The sequence below is a fragment of the Sporosalibacterium faouarense genome, from assembly GCF_016765695.1.
GTDB lineage: Bacteria > Bacillota > Clostridia > Tissierellales > VENL01 > Sporosalibacterium > Sporosalibacterium faouarense.
The window spans coordinates 87,540-103,747 of sequence record NZ_JAETGO010000017.1 but is presented as its reverse complement, the minus strand read 5'-3'; the positions used below and the strand labels follow the sequence as shown (position 1 = coordinate 103,747).

At 31.2% G+C, this 16,208-nt stretch carries 17 protein-coding genes; all 17 read right to left on the bottom strand.

Annotated features, from left to right (window positions below; all coding sequences use genetic code 11):
• Positions 1 to 411: 411 nt before the first annotated feature.
• The 17 genes from JMO20_RS02270 to JMO20_RS02190 all read right to left on the bottom strand — a co-directional run bounded on the left by JMO20_RS02270 (position 412) and on the right by JMO20_RS02190 (position 16,193).
• Positions 412 to 1,443: an SDR family NAD(P)-dependent oxidoreductase gene (locus JMO20_RS02270; protein ID WP_202707779.1), complete on the bottom strand. Its 1,032-nt coding sequence runs from the start codon at positions 1,441 to 1,443 to the stop codon at positions 412 to 414.
• Positions 1,444 to 1,559: 116 nt separating this feature from the next.
• Positions 1,560 to 2,141, bottom strand: a complete 582-nt coding sequence (locus JMO20_RS02265; RefSeq protein WP_202707777.1) for a Crp/Fnr family transcriptional regulator — start codon at positions 2,139 to 2,141, stop codon at positions 1,560 to 1,562.
• Between the two features lie 630 nt (positions 2,142 to 2,771).
• Entirely contained in the window at positions 2,772 to 2,912 is a 141-nt protein-coding gene (locus JMO20_RS02260; protein ID WP_202707776.1) for a hypothetical protein, read from the bottom strand.
• 41 nt (positions 2,913 to 2,953) lie between these two features.
• Positions 2,954 to 3,751 carry an L-2-amino-thiazoline-4-carboxylic acid hydrolase gene (locus JMO20_RS02255; RefSeq protein ID WP_202707775.1) on the bottom strand — a complete coding sequence of 266 codons (798 nt, stop codon included), beginning with the start codon at positions 3,749 to 3,751 and terminating at the stop codon, positions 2,954 to 2,956.
• A 16-nt stretch (positions 3,752 to 3,767) separates the two neighbouring features.
• Positions 3,768 to 4,649 carry an EFR1 family ferrodoxin gene (locus JMO20_RS02250; protein ID WP_202707774.1) on the bottom strand — a complete coding sequence of 294 codons (882 nt, stop codon included), beginning with the start codon at positions 4,647 to 4,649 and terminating at the stop codon, positions 3,768 to 3,770.
• Between the two features lie 32 nt (positions 4,650 to 4,681).
• A complete protein-coding gene (locus JMO20_RS02245) occupies positions 4,682 to 5,302 on the bottom strand; it encodes a TetR/AcrR family transcriptional regulator (protein ID WP_202707772.1) in 621 nt (206 codons plus the stop codon).
• A gap of 248 nt (positions 5,303 to 5,550) precedes the next feature.
• Positions 5,551 to 6,144: a GNAT family N-acetyltransferase gene (locus JMO20_RS02240; RefSeq protein WP_202707771.1), complete on the bottom strand. Its 594-nt coding sequence runs from the start codon at positions 6,142 to 6,144 to the stop codon at positions 5,551 to 5,553.
• Positions 6,145 to 6,804: 660 nt separating this feature from the next.
• The gene (locus JMO20_RS02235) at positions 6,805 to 7,788 is read right to left on the bottom strand and encodes a P-loop NTPase family protein (protein WP_202707769.1); all 984 of its coding nucleotides are present in this window, start codon (positions 7,786 to 7,788) and stop codon (positions 6,805 to 6,807) included.
• Positions 7,789 to 8,021: 233 nt separating this feature from the next.
• Entirely contained in the window at positions 8,022 to 8,786 is a 765-nt protein-coding gene (locus JMO20_RS02230) for a GNAT family N-acetyltransferase (RefSeq protein WP_202707767.1), read from the bottom strand.
• A 218-nt stretch (positions 8,787 to 9,004) separates the two neighbouring features.
• Positions 9,005 to 9,484: a 23S rRNA (pseudouridine(1915)-N(3))-methyltransferase RlmH gene (gene rlmH / locus JMO20_RS02225; RefSeq protein ID WP_202707764.1), complete on the bottom strand. Its 480-nt coding sequence runs from the start codon at positions 9,482 to 9,484 to the stop codon at positions 9,005 to 9,007.
• The gene (locus JMO20_RS02220; RefSeq protein ID WP_202707762.1) at positions 9,456 to 9,800 is read right to left on the bottom strand and encodes an HNH endonuclease; all 345 of its coding nucleotides are present in this window, start codon (positions 9,798 to 9,800) and stop codon (positions 9,456 to 9,458) included. The genes rlmH and JMO20_RS02220 overlap by 29 nt, the downstream gene beginning before the upstream one ends.
• A 115-nt stretch (positions 9,801 to 9,915) precedes the next feature.
• Positions 9,916 to 10,083, bottom strand: coding sequence for a CxxH/CxxC protein (locus tag JMO20_RS02215; RefSeq protein ID WP_202707760.1), 168 nt, complete (start codon positions 10,081 to 10,083; stop codon positions 9,916 to 9,918).
• Between the two features lie 120 nt (positions 10,084 to 10,203).
• A complete protein-coding gene (gene htrA, locus JMO20_RS02210) occupies positions 10,204 to 11,511 on the bottom strand; it encodes a serine protease HtrA (RefSeq protein ID WP_202707758.1) in 1,308 nt (435 codons plus the stop codon).
• Between the two features lie 22 nt (positions 11,512 to 11,533).
• Entirely contained in the window at positions 11,534 to 12,328 is a 795-nt protein-coding gene (locus tag JMO20_RS02205; protein ID WP_202707756.1) for an MBL fold metallo-hydrolase, read from the bottom strand.
• Between the two features lie 33 nt (positions 12,329 to 12,361).
• Complete coding sequence (locus JMO20_RS02200; RefSeq protein ID WP_202707754.1) at positions 12,362 to 13,618, bottom strand: UDP-N-acetylglucosamine 1-carboxyvinyltransferase; 1,257 nt, start codon at positions 13,616 to 13,618, stop codon at positions 12,362 to 12,364.
• A gap of 216 nt (positions 13,619 to 13,834) precedes the next feature.
• Positions 13,835 to 14,683, bottom strand: a complete 849-nt coding sequence (locus JMO20_RS02195) for a two-component system regulatory protein YycI (protein WP_202707752.1) — start codon at positions 14,681 to 14,683, stop codon at positions 13,835 to 13,837.
• Between the two features lie 22 nt (positions 14,684 to 14,705).
• On the bottom strand, positions 14,706 to 16,193 hold the full coding sequence (locus tag JMO20_RS02190) for a hypothetical protein (protein WP_202707751.1): 1,488 nt from the start codon (positions 16,191 to 16,193) through the stop codon (positions 14,706 to 14,708).
• Positions 16,194 to 16,208: the final 15 nt, after the last annotated feature.

The following is a 16,208-nucleotide window of genomic DNA, read 5'->3' as shown; positions in this document are numbered from 1 at the left end:
TCTATATATTCTTACAGAATAAAGAAACAGTTAGTTTATATCTTATATTCCAATATATAAGATAGGTCTCTAAATATTAAATTTTGAGACCTATCGCTTACGTCATCTTCTCCGGTTTCAAAAACAAAAGTAACTAAATCCCTTTAATGATGTTCTTTCCATATATCTATTCCTACTTAATGTATCCCATAACATATTACTTTTATTATCATCCTTAAAGTTACTATATCTTGTTAATTGCTAATTTATTCCAATGAATTGCTTTTGGTACGGTAAACCGTCCCATTATAACTGCGGTTTTACACCTGTCAATCTAGCAAGCAAGGACCATCCCCACTTGCCAAAGTACATAACATACATGACTTTTGAAATTGTTTCTTGGAGCCTTCCATGGTACTTATTCAATTCTTGCTATATGTCAAATTCTAAATCACACATTTTCTCGCTAAGTTTCCATAAACGTGTTGCTTGTTCCATATCAATCGCCCAAGGACGTACTCCGTATGGAGCTTCACTATCAGCAGGAACAACAGGAGCTATATTACAATCCTCGCAGTATACTCCTCCTATATTATCTAAATCACTGGTAACAGCACACCATATAGAGGTCGACGCTCCTTGCTCAACTGTTTTAAAAGCATTTGGTACTTCGGGACTCCTTATTGCATTTAAGAATTCTGTTATGTGTAGTCCTCGCATAAGTTTTGCAACTAATCGCATAAAACCAACAACTATTGGAGGCTTAATGCCGACCACACTTTCTGCAAAAAGATCTGACGAAGGAATGGGTCCTGGATGAACAGCATAAGCTCTTATGTTATGCTTTTTCGCAACTTCATCCAATTTGACCATAAATAAAATATTCGCTGTTTTAGACTGTGCATAAGCTCTCATAGGGTTGTACTCTGTTTTTTCAAAATTCACATCGTCAAATATAACCCCTCCAAGTCTATGTCCACGGGATGCCACTTCAATGACTCGAGCACCATTTGCTTTCTTTAGTGCTGGAAATAATCTAGCTGTCAACTGAAAATGACCAAGATGATTTGTTGCAAATTGATACTCATATCCTCTTTTATCTTTAGAAAAAGGGGGAGCAATAATTCCTGCATCATTTATTAATAAATGTATGGGCCTATTACTTCTTAAAAATTTATTAGCGAAATCATCTATTGATTCAGGTACTAGTAAATCTAGATATTCAATTTCAATATTAGAAATCTTTTTCAAATTTCTCTTTGCTCTTTTGACATCTCTTGCAAGAACAATGACTTTCGCTCCAATACTAGTTAATGCCTTCGTAGTTTCAAGTCCAATTCCAGTATGTCCCCCTGTAATTACGGCTATCCTTCCCTTTAAACTTTTTTCTTTTACAACTTCTTTTGGCTTTGTAAAATGCCCATAGTCAGATATAATTAGCTTTTGCCTACTATTATTGTTCATTTATCATGCTCCTTACATTTATAGTATAGTCTAACCATTGGTTTCAGACACACGGATCCCATATGATACATTTTATAAATCTGCTAATCAAATTGATTCTTTTCAAATCACTTACTTTAGTTCTCTTCTTTAGTAAAACGTCGAATACGGCTTAACGATACAGGTGAAATTCCCAAATACGAAGCAATATGTGCTTGACTGACTCTTTTGTCAATATTAGGATATTCTTTCTTCAAATTCAAATATCGCTCTGTAGCATTTTTTGTAACAAGGTCGACTTCTCTCAGAATTTTCCGTTTCAAAGATTTCTCTAGCATGTGAATATACCACATTAATAATCCCTGATTAGTCTTAAATTCCTCCACTAAAAAAGTTCTATTTAGTTCAACAGCTATGCATTCTTCTAGAGCTTCAAAATTACATATATATGGCTTATCTGTCGTTAAAAAGTCAGCACCATAGGTCCTGCCTTCAAAAATAAATACATGTGTAATATCGTTTCCATCTATATCGAGATAATAACCCCGTATAAGACCAGATAGCAGAAGAAAACCTTTATGCTCTGCTGAAATCAAATCTCCTTTTTTAAAACTAATTATTTTATTGAAATCCACAATTTTATTCAAGTCTTCTTTTTCTATATATTTATTGTGATATTTTAGTATTTCTTCAAACTTTAAAGTAAATTTATCATTCATTCTATTTCTCCTTCACTCTTTATATCGTTATTGTATATCGTTATAGTATTGACGTCATTAACATATGTTAATTTCAAGTAATATTTATTTAAACATTGACTAATAGAACTGAGAAAGTAGACTTCAATAACCTTTATCGTATTATATATCAAAAGCTTAAGAAATTATGTAAACAAATCTTTGTCCCCACTAATATTCATTAGACAATAGTACCCATTGTGAATTTTTTAAGTACGCCCTATTTATTCTGAATCTATTTTAAATTAATTCTCATCCTTTTCTATCTCTTTTTCCTATTACGACGCCAAATCGTCGCCTTTTTGTCTTTTTTTGCTCAAAATCTCCACTAAAAAAAGGCCTAACAAATCTGCTAGAACCCTTGATATTGGCGAATAGAGTGGGATTTGAACCCACGGTACAAAGAACACCTGCACACTCGATTTCCAGTCTTATCTACCAAAAAACCGCTTTACGCATCCCTATCCACCAGAGATAATAAGTTAAGGCATATATTGGATATAACCACCCTACCGTTTGCCCAAGCATAATAAGCCAGTGCGGGCGACTATTTGCTGTTAGAACAACATCAATAACCTTAGGGGAAGAATAATCCAGTCCCCTTAAATCAGGTCAATAACCATAAATATAGTCACATACTCCATTCCAAATTATAAGTATAGATAACGCAATACCTAAATAAAGAAGTCTTTTGTGATGTTGTTGTTCAATGCTATTTATTTTACTGTATGTGTTTTTTAACAAGTCTTTCATTTCTCACTCCAATCTTTTGGCAAACCACGCAACATAGTAAACTACCATTTGAATTGCCCATTATTGTTTCTAAAATTTCTCTCCCAATCCTTGATAATCTTTATTGCATCATATGGCGCTTTATCTGTATCTCCATATCTTTTATTATCATTTTCATCCTTAATCAGGTTTCTTATTTTATAGTGATGGTCACAAAAACTATCACCTACACCCTTACAGTGGTCTCTCTTAAAGTATAGTTCCGGAGTGCAATTATCAAAAATAATATGGTCACAGTAACAAACCATTGATGCTGCATACTCCATTTTATATGCTCGAAGAATTTCAATATAGGCACATCTTGTGAACTTATATTTTACTTCCTGTTTATCTTCCGATACCTTTTCTGTCCACTCAAAAGCAGTTCCTTTGCCGAGATAATTCGTCATATCTTGTCTAAATTGATCAATGTCTTTTATATTTGGATTGGTTTTGAAGGTTTTAGCCAAATAAGGTACTGATGAAGGAACACTTACTTTGACTGTAATCATTTGAGCCCGTTTCATACCATAATCTTTCTTTAGTCTATTAAATAAGCATATAAAAGGAACTAAGTCCCTAAATTTCTTTGCATAGGCTTGCTCTACTTCGTTATTTGGAAGTTTAAATACCTCTGGTTTCCAAGCTGGTCTATTAAATAAAGGATCAATGAAAAATGATTTAATAAGTATGCAAGTAGCTTTCATACTTCCAATTTCGTCATTTAAAATATTTTTTATTCCTTTCATAATATTAAATTGTGCTACTGGTGACATTTCACTATTTTGTGGCTGTAACTTTTCAACCTCATGAAATTCCATTATACTCCCCCTATTTTCAAATTTTATCTTTCATTCTTTGTTTGATATTTATATTAGTTTTTCTATCCCTCATTATTTTTAATGGATTATAGTCTTGTACTGGTCCTTTCCACCTATATTTACCTATAGTCTTTTTACCTATTTGGATGGCTTCTTTTGGGCATTGATGTAAACATCTCATGCAAAGGTAACAGCTTTCCCCAAATTTAACCCCTTCTTTATTCACTTTAATATTTCTGGCTGGACATATTTTTTCACATTTTAAGCATCTAGTGCAACTCTCATTTGCCCAGAACTTCCTTTTCATTTTTTCTTCAACAATATGAAATACTGATTCTAAAAGTTTACTGGCAAGGTACTTCGTAATAGTAGGGTTTTCATTTGTATTACATTGTTTTATATTACTTTTCTCAAAACCTTCTATTAAACTTTTACTTATTTTTATCATTTCATCTATTTCTTTAAGATTTGAGAAGTCCTTATTTACTATTTTTCGAACTGCTCTAGAATCTTTTTTTAAAAAAGCTAATCCATCTGATCCTGGCATGTTTACATCAGTATATCCAAGTCCTATATATCCTCTTTCACAAAAAATTTTCAAAGCATTTTGCATGGCTAATCCAGTATAAAAAGCTTTAGTACAAAATACAAATACTGCTTTTGTCTTTGTAACGGGTACATCCTGTAAGTAATTTTTAATAAATTGAGGTACATCACATGCATATACTGGAAAACCAAAAAATAAAATGTCATAATGTGATATGGTTTCTTTTTTAAATGATTCTATAGGAGAAATTGTTACTTCAGTATTGTCAGATTTAAATTTCTGTTTTATGTAACGAGCCACAAATTCTGTATTTCCTGTACCACTAAAATACAATATTAATATATTCATCATATCTTCTCCTCCAGTCAAATATATATTTCCATCTATAATATGCTGCCACGAATAATGAACCTAATTTGCTCTCTTATATTTTCAATCATATTAGAATAGCTGAATTCATCACTGTATGTATACTTTGTAAATTGAAGTATTACACAACTATATATACATTCAACAGCTATATCCAGATCGAATTCTTCTATTTTTTCGTATCCTTTTTTTAGTAGATTAAGCAACTGTTTAGACTCTTCCATAACCATCTCATCCATACGAAAAAGACTATTTCTTGCAACTAGCGACTCTGAGTTATTAATGCTATAAACAACTGAAAAATACTCTCTAAGTAGCTTTTTATCCACATTGGCCATTTTTTTTATATAAAAATCAATTAAATTAACAATTTCGTTGACTAATATATCTTCATCTATTTTTTCTGATAGATGGATCTTGTATTTTCCCATATCGAAATCTCTAAAAACAGCTTCAACAAATAATTCTCCTTTTGAACTAAAATAATTAAAAAGTGTACCTTCTGCAATATTTGAACCTTTAGCAATATCAGATGTTTTTACTTTGCTGTATCCCTTTTCTTTAAACACTTTCTCAGCATATTGCAATATAGCCTTTTTTGTATTTTTCTTTTTAATTTCTCTTAAACCAGTCATATATACCTCCTCAAAATATGATTAAACTCATTTATGAGTATACTCATATTATATAAGATTCTTATTAAATAATCAAATAAAAAAATAACAAATCAATTAGATGCTCGATTTGTTATTTATCCTATAATTAGTATTAAGTTTACGCTATTATTTTCTTGTGTGAAAAACTGCCGTTATTTATGGTACGGTTCACCTTATCGCTGTAACTGCGGTTTTTGATCGAGTTTAAGCAATACTTCTCAAACAGCTTAATTCGCATTGATATCATTTAGGAACAATATCATTAAATACTCATCAGCATAAGATCCATCACGGTATTTCAATGCGTGTTTTTTAGTACCTTGGATCTGAAAACCAATGCTCTTATACATAGAAATAGCACGATTGTTTTGGGTAACAACCTCAAGCTCAAGTTGTTCAACACCCTTCTCCCTACACCATTTAATGCATTCTTCCATCATCCTTTTACCAATACCTCTATGCCAATAATCTTTTCTTACAGCAATACCCATTGCTGCTCTATGAAGATATCTTTTGTTATTCATAACAATTCCAACTGAACAATTAGCAATAATTTTACCACCAATTTCCCCAACTAAAAAGAAAATATTCTCATTGTTTATACAACTTTTAATAAATTCTCTCTCTTGTTCCAATGTGAAACTAAACTCACCAGGTTCTCTTGCTAAGAATTTTGTTTCACTATCAACTGCTTTCATGTGATTAATTAAACCTTGTTCATCTCCAATTTTAGGATTTCGTACAATAAGTCTTTGACCATCTCTTAGTAAATACTCATTTTTGCAAGGGTCCTTTAAACCTTCTTTTTGATGATTGCACATAAAAATCGACTCCTTTTCTAATTAATGTGTAATTGAAAATATCGCTAATATCACTTTCCATGCAACCACCTCCTTTCAAAAATAAGAGCGTATAATTGAAAAAAAAGCTCCGTCAATAATAGGACGAAACTTCAATAACCACCTCTTACACCATTCAATGAAATGTGGGTCAGATAACGTTGATCATCCGGTTTTACTTAATTACGCATCCTCAGATATGTGTTCAGTAATCAGTTCAAGAGTAATTTTAAATAGCACTTCCTCTGCTGGTTCCCACCAAACCCAACTTTTTAAAAGACTATAATACTATTTGCTCTCTTTGTCAAAACTTTTAAAGTATTATAACATTTTATTATTATTCTAATATTAGCACATAGCTATTTAATCGTCAATGAAACATCTATCAATGTTACTTTATTAATCAAATACTTGATTGAATTTTGGTTATGATACGGTCTTAACACTGTATCATAACCAAAATAACCTTACAACAAGTAATAATCTCATTTTCTTTGTTCTATAAAAGTTAATAATTATAAAATGGAGCTATACGACATGGTTGTACTCCAGTATTCTCAATGTTTCTACAAAAAACCGCCGTTATTTGTGATACGGTTCACCGTAACTATAATATCGGCGGCTTTAAATTCTATATGTTTATTAGTTGTTAACTGCATGTATCTTTTCTAATTCTTTACCATCCAAATTCTTTCTCTTTCCACTTAAGCTTAATGATTTAATGTAACCTTCTTCATTTTCTTTGAATTTAATAAAAACAGGAAACGACTCTAAATAAAAAAGGCTGTCATCTTCATTCTCCACGGGTAAAATTCTAATATCAGGCCAAATTAAGTTACAAACCAGATTTCCATTAAGAAGTTTGATGCTACATTCTAACTTCCCTTCCTGTTCTTTGTAATCTCCACAATATCTTTTCATTTCTTCCAAAGTTAAATCTCTATTTTCAACAACTAAATTTAAATCTAAAAAATCTAAAATCTTTTGGTAATATTCATCCCATTTACTTGCCGAGTTTTCGATGGAAATCTTTTTAAATTGATATATATCAAAGAGTTGATTAGTAAAGTTTTGATAATCTGACCAAAGTTTTATAGCACCTACTTCTCCTACTAAGCCACTTGACTTAACGTAAGGAGTCTGAATATCCGAATCAATAAACCACTTTTTCCAATCATCTCCCCTACGTTTCCAAATCATTCTAATAGAACGATTAGCATCCTGTTGATGAAAATAAATTAGAGCTGGATTTAATGGCCTGATTATATCTTCAATCTCCTGTACAAAACCTATAATTCTTTCTTCTTCAAGATTATTCTGAAAAAGAAGTCTAACAGTATCTTGTAACAGAAAACTTTCAATGATATGTACTTCATCAGATTGACTTACTTGTTCAACAAATTGTCTCCATAGTTTTGGAATTGTCTCTAGAAATTTATCCATGTCAGCCTGTGAATCAAAAACTTCCACATCCTCTTCATATTCTAAAGGATGGTCAGTTTGTGTCTCGTGATACCACTTACTCTTAACCCCATTCTTTTTCAATTGTTTTGCTAGAAATTGAGCTGTCGTAGACTTACCTGAACCTGTTATACCGTCAATTAAAATTAATTTTGTATTTAGCACAAATTAGTCCCCCTTAACTTTACTATGTACTCTATTCAAGTTATTTTATTATTTGCAAATTGGTTTTATATGGCAAATCATACTCTATATAAGCATTGATATTACTCGGTTTTTAAAAAACCGCCGTTACTTATGGTACGGTTCACCGTGACTATGCTATCGGCGATTATTTAAATATCAATCCTAAGTAACTTTGACCAAAAACTTAATAAGTTCTTTTCAAAGATTTAGTATCAAAATTTTATTTTTATATCACAATCATAAGGTGCATTCCCATCGAAAGTATTTCTATAAGAACACATCCAAGTAGGAGTAAAGCCACTTCTATATGCCACAGCTTGTGATGATATATTAGATGAAGCAGCAGCATAATATGGAACTACTTCTTTTTCCATAATTATTATCGCAAGATTACTAACTAAACTTGTGGCAAGTCCCTTGTTTCTAAATTTTGGGATTACGTCTATTCCTATTTGCCACATTAAGCTACTATCAGTAGATGCTCCTGCCACACCCGCAATTTCAGAACCATAAGTTGCATATATTGCAATTGCATCAGGACAAGGATGATTGCTATCATATTGGAGTGCATTTTCAAAACCTGGATTCTTATATAGCTCATGTATCTCTTTACCCTCTATTATATGAAAGGTAAATCCATCAGGAGGAGTTAACTTTTTTATCCTATTGAAATCAGGAATATAATTAAGAGAATGTCCAAATATGAAAGGTGCTACAAATATATCCTCTCTAGCTTTAGTTTCTAATAATGGTCTTACTTTTGTCAAAATATCACTGTCTGCTGAAACAACCGTACTTTTTCCCATTGTTGCAATTTCAAGAAAGGGAGATTGCCTATTAAACATTCTTCTTCCTTCATTTAATTTTGCTTCACAAAATACTATGCTCTCTTTAGTGAAATCTTCTATATTACAATTCATATCTATTGCTAATTGTTTTTTTACCACTTGTAATAACTTTGATTTATTAAATTCCATAATATAATCCCCCAAAGATAAATTTTTCTACTACTATATAAATAAGTTTTGTTTAATACTCAAAAATTCTATGCTATCTTAATATCTTATCGAATCCTAAATAAGCTCAAGTTAAGCCATGATACTATTTCACTCATTCTGTAAAAATTGAAACTAAGTATATCATGTGAAATTTCTTACAACCTAGTACTTTTACTAATTCTAAGATAGAACCGCCGTTATTTATGGTACGGTTCACCCTTACTAATCCTAAAAGATCTATATATCTGTTCTAATAATACTATCTTCATAAGTTGATGAGGGAAGGTCATTTTTGAAAAAGAAAGCTTGTAGTTGCTCCGATTTAGTACTTCTTTAGATAAACCCAGTGACCCACCTATTATAAAAGTTATATCACTATTTCCAGACACTGCTAGACTGTCTATTTTAGAAGATAAGTCTTCAGAGGATAACTGCTTACCTTCTATAGCTAAGGCAATTACATAAGAACTATCACTAATCTTATTTAATATTCTTTGACCTTCTTTATCCTTCACTATCTCCATTTCTGCATCACTAAGCTTTTCTGGAGCTTTTTCATCATTAACTTCTATAAGCCTTAGTTTACAATATCTTGATAGCCTCTTACTATACTCTTTGATACCATTAGTAAAATACTTTTCTTTAATTTTACCAACTGAAATTATGGTTATATTCATTATTTCCTCCTATATAAACTACTTTCTTCACTAGATTATTCTCAATATAGAACCTTAAATTATTGCTTTGAAGTACAAATCGGTCAGTGATGTCTTCAATTTTAATAACTTCTAAAAGTATTTCTCTCAACTCTTTATTATCTATGTTCAGTCCTTCTCCTAATATAATGCCATCCTCCACATTAGTTCCTTTTTTACTCAATGGTAAGAAGTGATCTAATGTCATTTGTCTAAATGTCAATTTCTTACCACAGTAAAAACACTTCTTATCTTCTCTTTCATATATGTATATTTTTTCTTTATTCCTCGGCTTCATATTATTCCGTCCTTAAAAATTATGATAAATCCTTATCTATAGCTTGTCTAATATTACTATAGATTTATTCCCTTAAATTATGGTTTTAAATTATTTAGATTTAGAGTAATTCTCTCTATACTACTAGGTACTTAGGTTTTCTATCACAATGTTCACATGTATTCGGACTTGTCCAGTCAGTAAAAGATATCTTTTCTAGCTCATATATATCTGGCGGCTGCTGATAAACTTCAATAAAGTCCTCTATAGCAATATCTAAATGTTCATTACATACTACATACATTCCTTTCACTCCCATCTTAAAACTATAGTTCTATTATATAGTATCATCAAAAAAACAAAAAATATTTTCTGAAAAATAATAAAAAAGACCTAACAACGAAAATTGTTAAGTCTTTTTAAACTAAAAATTATCTGGCATTTCGGCAAATGTTATTTCTAAATTGATTTCGTCGCCATTTCTTAAAATTTTTAATATTCCAGTATCCCCAGGCTTATACTTAAACAATAATTTTTTCAAATCATTTATAGAATTAACTTCATTATTATCCAATTCTAGTATAATGTCACCCGCATGCATTCCACTCTCATATGCTGGAGAGTTTTTTATAACCTCGTAAATGTATAAACCTCTATCGGCATTTAAATCAATTCCTAAAGCTTGTTCATATTCATCTATTGAAGCACCGCTTATACCTAGGTAAACCTGCTTATATTCACCTTTATTGATTATTTGATCAATAATAGGTTTTACAACATTTATTGGTATAGATAACCCTAAACCTTCTCCACCTTGTATTTTAGCTGTATTTATCCCAATAACTTGACCCTTTGCGTTTAATAATGGACCTCCACTGTTACCTGGATTAATAGAAGCATCTGTTTGTATCAAATTCTCAATTTTTTCATTATTTTCTATAACTATAGTTCTATTTAAACCACTAATAACTCCAGATGTGACAGTCCTCTGAAACTCTAAACCAAGTGGGTTACCTATAGCCACTGCTAATTGTCCAACCTCTAGGTCGTCAGAATCACCTAGTTCAGCTACAGGTAAATTTGACACCTTAACCTTTACCACAGCAAGATCATATACAACGGAATTCCATAATACTTCACCGGATTTCTTAGATCCATCCTCGAATAATACAGTGATTTCTTTCGCCCTACCATCTGCAACAACATGGGAGTTAGTAATTATGTATCCATCTCTATTTATTATTACTCCTGACCCTAACCCTTGTCTTTGAACAGGTACTCTCCAAAACAAGTAGTCTACCTCTTCCTCTTCTATTGTAGTAATTCCCACAACAGACTTCATAGATTTTTTAGCAACAGCCTCAACAGCACCTATTTCATTCGTTGGATTAATTTTTATTTCTTCTCTATTTCCTAAACCACTATAATAATTTGGTACAGGTATTATTTTTCCATATAGATACATTGGCGCTATATAAGATGAAATTAATCCACCTATCAGAGCAGCTATCAATGCTACTATAAAATAAGAAAGAAATCTTGACTTTTGCTTGGATTTTACTTTATGGTTTATGTTCTCTCTTGTATAATAATGCTCTGGAATCATTTCTCCACTATCATTTTCTTTTTCAATAAAGTCTTCATTACTTCTATCCGATTCTTTTTCTTTCTTGCTATCTTGCATAATAAAATTAGAACCTACTATCTCATCTCTATTATTTTCGTCATTCATGGATCCACCTCCAAGTATAACTCTAGTAGTTAAACACCCTAGTAGGTTTATCTCTATACGTAAGATTTATATTTACTTCCTCGTTAATCTTTATACCCTTCTCACTAACAATATTCACAACAGTTTGATATGCAAGCTCTGGAAAATTATTTTCCTTACTAAGATGAGCTAAAAGAATATCTTGTTCCCTTCCAGATAAAACTTCAGTTATTAATTTGCCAGCATCTTCATTTGATAAATGTCCTTCTGATCCTAGTACCCTCTTCTTAAGAAACCAAGGATATTTACCTATTTTAAGCATCTCTACATCATGATTTGATTCTACTACTAAAAGATTCGAATTCCTTATTTTCTTCTTAACATCATCACTTACATATCCCGTATCTGTCAAGTAACTGATTTTTTTGTTTTTATGATAAAAAGCAAATCCTACAGGCTCACTAGAGTCATGAGATATCCTAAAAGGTAGTATTGCCAAATCCTTTAATTCAAATCCTTCATCAGTCTTAAATTCTATAATATTCTTTTCATTTATTTTCCCCAGTTCACCTTCCATAGCTTTCCAAGTATTTGTGTTAGCATATATAGGAAGATCATACCTCCTTGAAAGAATTCCAACCCCTTTGATATGGTCTTTATGCTCGTGGGTTACTAAAATTCCATCAATAGTATTTGCTTGAACCTCTATCTCTTTTAAAAAATTCTCTACTTTTTTTCCACTTAAACCACTGTCTACTAGAATTTTAACGTTATCTGTTGATATATATTGACAATTTCCACTACTACCACTTGACAATGAACAAAACTGTAAAGACATGTTATTCCTCCAATAATCATCTTCTGGTTACACTTATTCTTGAACTTTTTTAATCTTAGCTCCTAAATTCAGAAGCTTATTATCTATTTTTTCATATCCTCTATCTATATGTTGAGCATTCTCTACTTCTGTGGTACCATCAGCCGCTAATCCAGCTACTATTAGCGCAGCTCCTGCTCTTAAATCTGTAGCAGATACCTTTGCACCACTTAGTTTTCCTATTCCCTCAATGACAGCAGTCCTTCCATCAACTTTAATATTTGCTCCCATTCTTTTCAGCTCATCTATATATTTAAATCTGCTCTCAGATACACTTTCAGTCACTATACTAGTACCTTCTGCATGGGATAAAAGTACACTCATAGGTTGCTGAAGATCTGTAGGAAACCCTGGATGAGGTAAGGTTTTTACATTTATACTCTTTAAAGGATTAGGAGCACTGACTCTTATAGAGTCTCCATACTCTTCTACTATTATATCCATTTCCTTAAGCTTAGCAGTCACAGACTCTAAATGCGTTGGTATAACATTATCAATTATCACGTCGCCACCTGTAATAGCTGCTGCAATCATATAAGTTCCAGCTTCAATTTGGTCAGGTATTATGCTATATGTGCAACCCTTAAGTTCTTCTACGCCATTTATTCTAATTACATCAGTTCCTGCTCCTCTAATATCAGCTCCCATAGCATTTAAAAAGTTTGCTACATCCACTATATGTGGTTCCTTAGCTGCATTTTCAATAACTGTCTTACCTTCAGCCAGAACAGCTGCCAACATTATATTAATAGTGGCCCCAACACTTACAACATCTAAGTATATCTTCGTTCCTATTAGCTTCTCTGCTTTACATTTAATGATTCCATGGTCAATATCTACTTTAGCTCCTAGCGCCTCAAATCCCTTTATATGTTGATCTATTGGTCTATTTCCTATATTACAACCACCTGGATATGAAACCTCAGCCTCCTTAAATCTCCCAAGAGCAGCTCCTAAAAGATAATATGAGCCCCTAATTCTACCAGCTAAATCACTTGTAGCTATACACTCTTTAATTTTGCTTGTATCTATTTCCATTGTACCTTTATCGTCTAGACTAACGTCTGCACCTAAACTAGCCATAATTTCTTTATAAATATTAACATCCTTTATTAAAGGAAGATTCTCTATAATACACTTATCTCCTGCCAATAAAGTTGCTGGTATTATTGGCAATGCTGCATTCTTAAAACCACTTACATTAACTTTCCCCTTAAGCTTAGCTCCGCCTTCTATAATGAATTTATCCATAATTTCAACTGACTAAAAAGCCAGTTTATTCACCCCTCTTTCTCGACTGTTAAAGTTATAATACTATTATATATAATCTTAAAGCTTTTTTAAACACGTATTCTTTACTATTTAGCGATATTTATCCATAAAATAAAATAGAAAAGGTTACTCCCTTAAACCTCTTCTATTTCGATATTAAAAATCCTTCATTATTTTGTTTATTAATAAATATTTTTATCTTAGAAATTCCTTCGTTCCATCAGAAAATTCAATTCTCCAAGCTGGAGTTGCTTGACCAGCTATAATTTTTTCAGAATCCAAATTATCCTTTTCCTCAGAATCAAGATAGTAGCATAAACTCATATCTGAAATTGTTTTTTCTGATATATCTTCTTTAGATAATAAAGTAAGCAGAGCATTTGGCGCGGAATTTATAGATACCTTTGTATCTACACCATCTATATCAATCCACATTCTTTCAAATTTTCTTACTCCTGATTTATCAATTTCAATTTTCATCCAAGTCTTTTCAACATATATTCCTTTATACACCTTAACATACTCTAGTGTATATGGCATTTTATCAAAATTATAGTTTATAAGCTTAAAGTCATCATCTGCAAATCCCTTTTCATTTAAAAATACCTCTATTAAAAAATGGACTCTTTTCTCACTTAAATCAGGCGATGTCACAATATCACTTTCATCATTATTGTTAACATATACAATTTTTTTATTATCATGGGATATTGTTAAAACTTGATTGTTCTTCTTATATACATAACTATCCTTAGTTATACTAGTATTATAGTTATAATCTCCTAAAAAAGCCTCAGCTATCTCAGTTGGACTATATACTTGATATTCTACATTTAATTTTGAGAGGGATGGTTTGCCTAAAGGTATCTGAATATCTGGCGAAATATGAATATCCTTTACTAAAAGCTTTTCTTTAACATTATTTATAAACTTTTCATCCATAGTAGTTTCGCTAGCTCTATTATCTATGAGAACATAAGCTAGTATTAGATTTGTAATTATAAAAGCCACAATAAGAATATTTTTTGCTTTTGACCAATCCATAATTCCTCACCATCCAAATGCATTATTTGAATATCACCTCATCTACCTTCTCATTATCTTCTACAATTTTATTGCTCTCTTCGTTAATTTCAAAGGATAACTTTAAACCATCAATATCTATTACCCATCTGGGCTGTAATCTTTCTCCATAAATCCATACTGAATTATCTCCAATGTAATAATATCCAATATAAATGTTGTTAATTGCCTCTAAAATTCTATTGTTTAATTCTTCTTCATCTATTTCCGATGGGTCTAATTCATTATATTCAATATATTTCTCTCTAATTATATCTGAATTTTCCTTCTTCATTAATATTTCTAAAACAGATAGCTTTCTTGTATTAAGTGATTCCTGTGAAGCTACCTCATTGTTTTCAACATTTTCAACTAATTTAACATACCTTTTGTATGTTTTAACATCATTATTATAGACTTCTATCTCTATTGGCTCTTCTAAACCAACACTTTTTTCTTCATCAATGACTACCTGTCCGCCATTTATCTTATAGGTGAATTTAAATCTAAATCCTTTATTTTCTTCCCATTCTATTGGCTCAATTTCCTTTAAAAATGACCCCTCAGGCCATCCAACATGATTAGATACAAAATTAACTGCAGTATTTAAACTTTTATATAATTCTCTATTTTCTATCGGTTCTGCTATGGAGTTATGATACTCTAATAATCCATTGCTATGAATCTTTAATATTTGTTGATTATAAAAATAAATCTTTGCTCCATTATCTTCTTCATATCCTCTTATATAGTTAGGATTCCTACTAAAAAACTTTTCTACGATACTTTCGAGATTCTTACTCTTTACTTCAATCTCTTTTTTTACCTTTACCACTGGCATATTATATTTCATATTTATTGGTAAGTATTCGTTATTATTAATGTTCAAAGAAGTCTTCATAGAAACAAACTTAGTTTGATCCTCTTTATCTATATTATTTAAAGCATTTCTTATTACTCTAACATCAATATCTTCAGAGCTAATCTTTAAATGTGTCTTTTCATCACTTAATACAATAAATGGAGATGTTCCTAAATCAATATGAACATTATTCACGTATTCAATTTTCTCATATGCAGCACTCGGTATATTTTCTTCAATTATCTTTCCTAGTAAATGAATATGAATATTCTCTGGAAAATAGTAATCTAATGACGTTTTACTCTTATAGTCATCATATTCTTCAACAGATATTAATCCAACAGATAATTGCGAATTTTCTAATGTCTTAGCTAGAACATCCCTACCTATATCCCAAAACCCAAATTCTTTATCCGAATAGAATACAGTATGTCCTGTGTCAAAATTGTATAAAATCTTCTCTGGTTTAACTATATCAGCAAGCAAATATTCCGTGTTCTCCTCTTCTACCTCACTTCCAAATGAAGGAAAAAAAGAATTTGGAATTTCAATCCAAATCTCATTGGCTAAAAGAATACTAACCATAATTAATATTAATAAAAATAATGTCTTTACTCTTTCCCTATACATAGGCTCCAACTCCAG

What these genes read in the sequence shown, in the direction of transcription:
- JMO20_RS02270 (WP_202707779.1), bottom strand. Translation starts at nt 1,443, where the DNA reads ATGAACAATAATAGTAGGCAAAAGCTAATTATATCTGACTATGGGCAT.
- JMO20_RS02195 (WP_202707752.1), bottom strand. Translation starts at nt 14,683, where the DNA reads ATGGATTGGTCAAAAGCAAAAAATATTCTTATTGTGGCTTTTATAATT.
- JMO20_RS02250 (WP_202707774.1), bottom strand. Translation starts at nt 4,649, where the DNA reads ATGATGAATATATTAATATTGTATTTTAGTGGTACAGGAAATACAGAA.
- JMO20_RS02245 (WP_202707772.1), bottom strand. Translation starts at nt 5,302, where the DNA reads ATGACTGGTTTAAGAGAAATTAAAAAGAAAAATACAAAAAAGGCTATA.
- JMO20_RS02255 (WP_202707775.1), bottom strand. Translation starts at nt 3,751, where the DNA reads ATGGAATTTCATGAGGTTGAAAAGTTACAGCCACAAAATAGTGAAATG.
- JMO20_RS02190 (WP_202707751.1), bottom strand. Translation starts at nt 16,193, where the DNA reads ATGTATAGGGAAAGAGTAAAGACATTATTTTTATTAATATTAATTATG.
- JMO20_RS02230 (WP_202707767.1), bottom strand. Translation starts at nt 8,786, where the DNA reads ATGGAATTTAATAAATCAAAGTTATTACAAGTGGTAAAAAAACAATTA.
- JMO20_RS02260 (WP_202707776.1), bottom strand. Translation starts at nt 2,912, where the DNA reads ATGAAAGACTTGTTAAAAAACACATACAGTAAAATAAATAGCATTGAA.
- JMO20_RS02215 (WP_202707760.1), bottom strand. Translation starts at nt 10,083, where the DNA reads ATGTATGTAGTATGTAATGAACATTTAGATATTGCTATAGAGGACTTT.
- rlmH (WP_202707764.1), bottom strand. Translation starts at nt 9,484, where the DNA reads ATGAATATAACCATAATTTCAGTTGGTAAAATTAAAGAAAAGTATTTT.
- JMO20_RS02220 (WP_202707762.1), bottom strand. Translation starts at nt 9,800, where the DNA reads ATGAAGCCGAGGAATAAAGAAAAAATATACATATATGAAAGAGAAGAT.
- JMO20_RS02200 (WP_202707754.1), bottom strand. Translation starts at nt 13,618, where the DNA reads ATGGATAAATTCATTATAGAAGGCGGAGCTAAGCTTAAGGGGAAAGTT.
- JMO20_RS02205 (WP_202707756.1), bottom strand. Translation starts at nt 12,328, where the DNA reads ATGTCTTTACAGTTTTGTTCATTGTCAAGTGGTAGTAGTGGAAATTGT.
- JMO20_RS02240 (WP_202707771.1), bottom strand. Translation starts at nt 6,144, where the DNA reads ATGTGCAATCATCAAAAAGAAGGTTTAAAGGACCCTTGCAAAAATGAG.
- htrA (WP_202707758.1), bottom strand. Translation starts at nt 11,511, where the DNA reads ATGAATGACGAAAATAATAGAGATGAGATAGTAGGTTCTAATTTTATT.
- JMO20_RS02265 (WP_202707777.1), bottom strand. Translation starts at nt 2,141, where the DNA reads ATGAATGATAAATTTACTTTAAAGTTTGAAGAAATACTAAAATATCAC.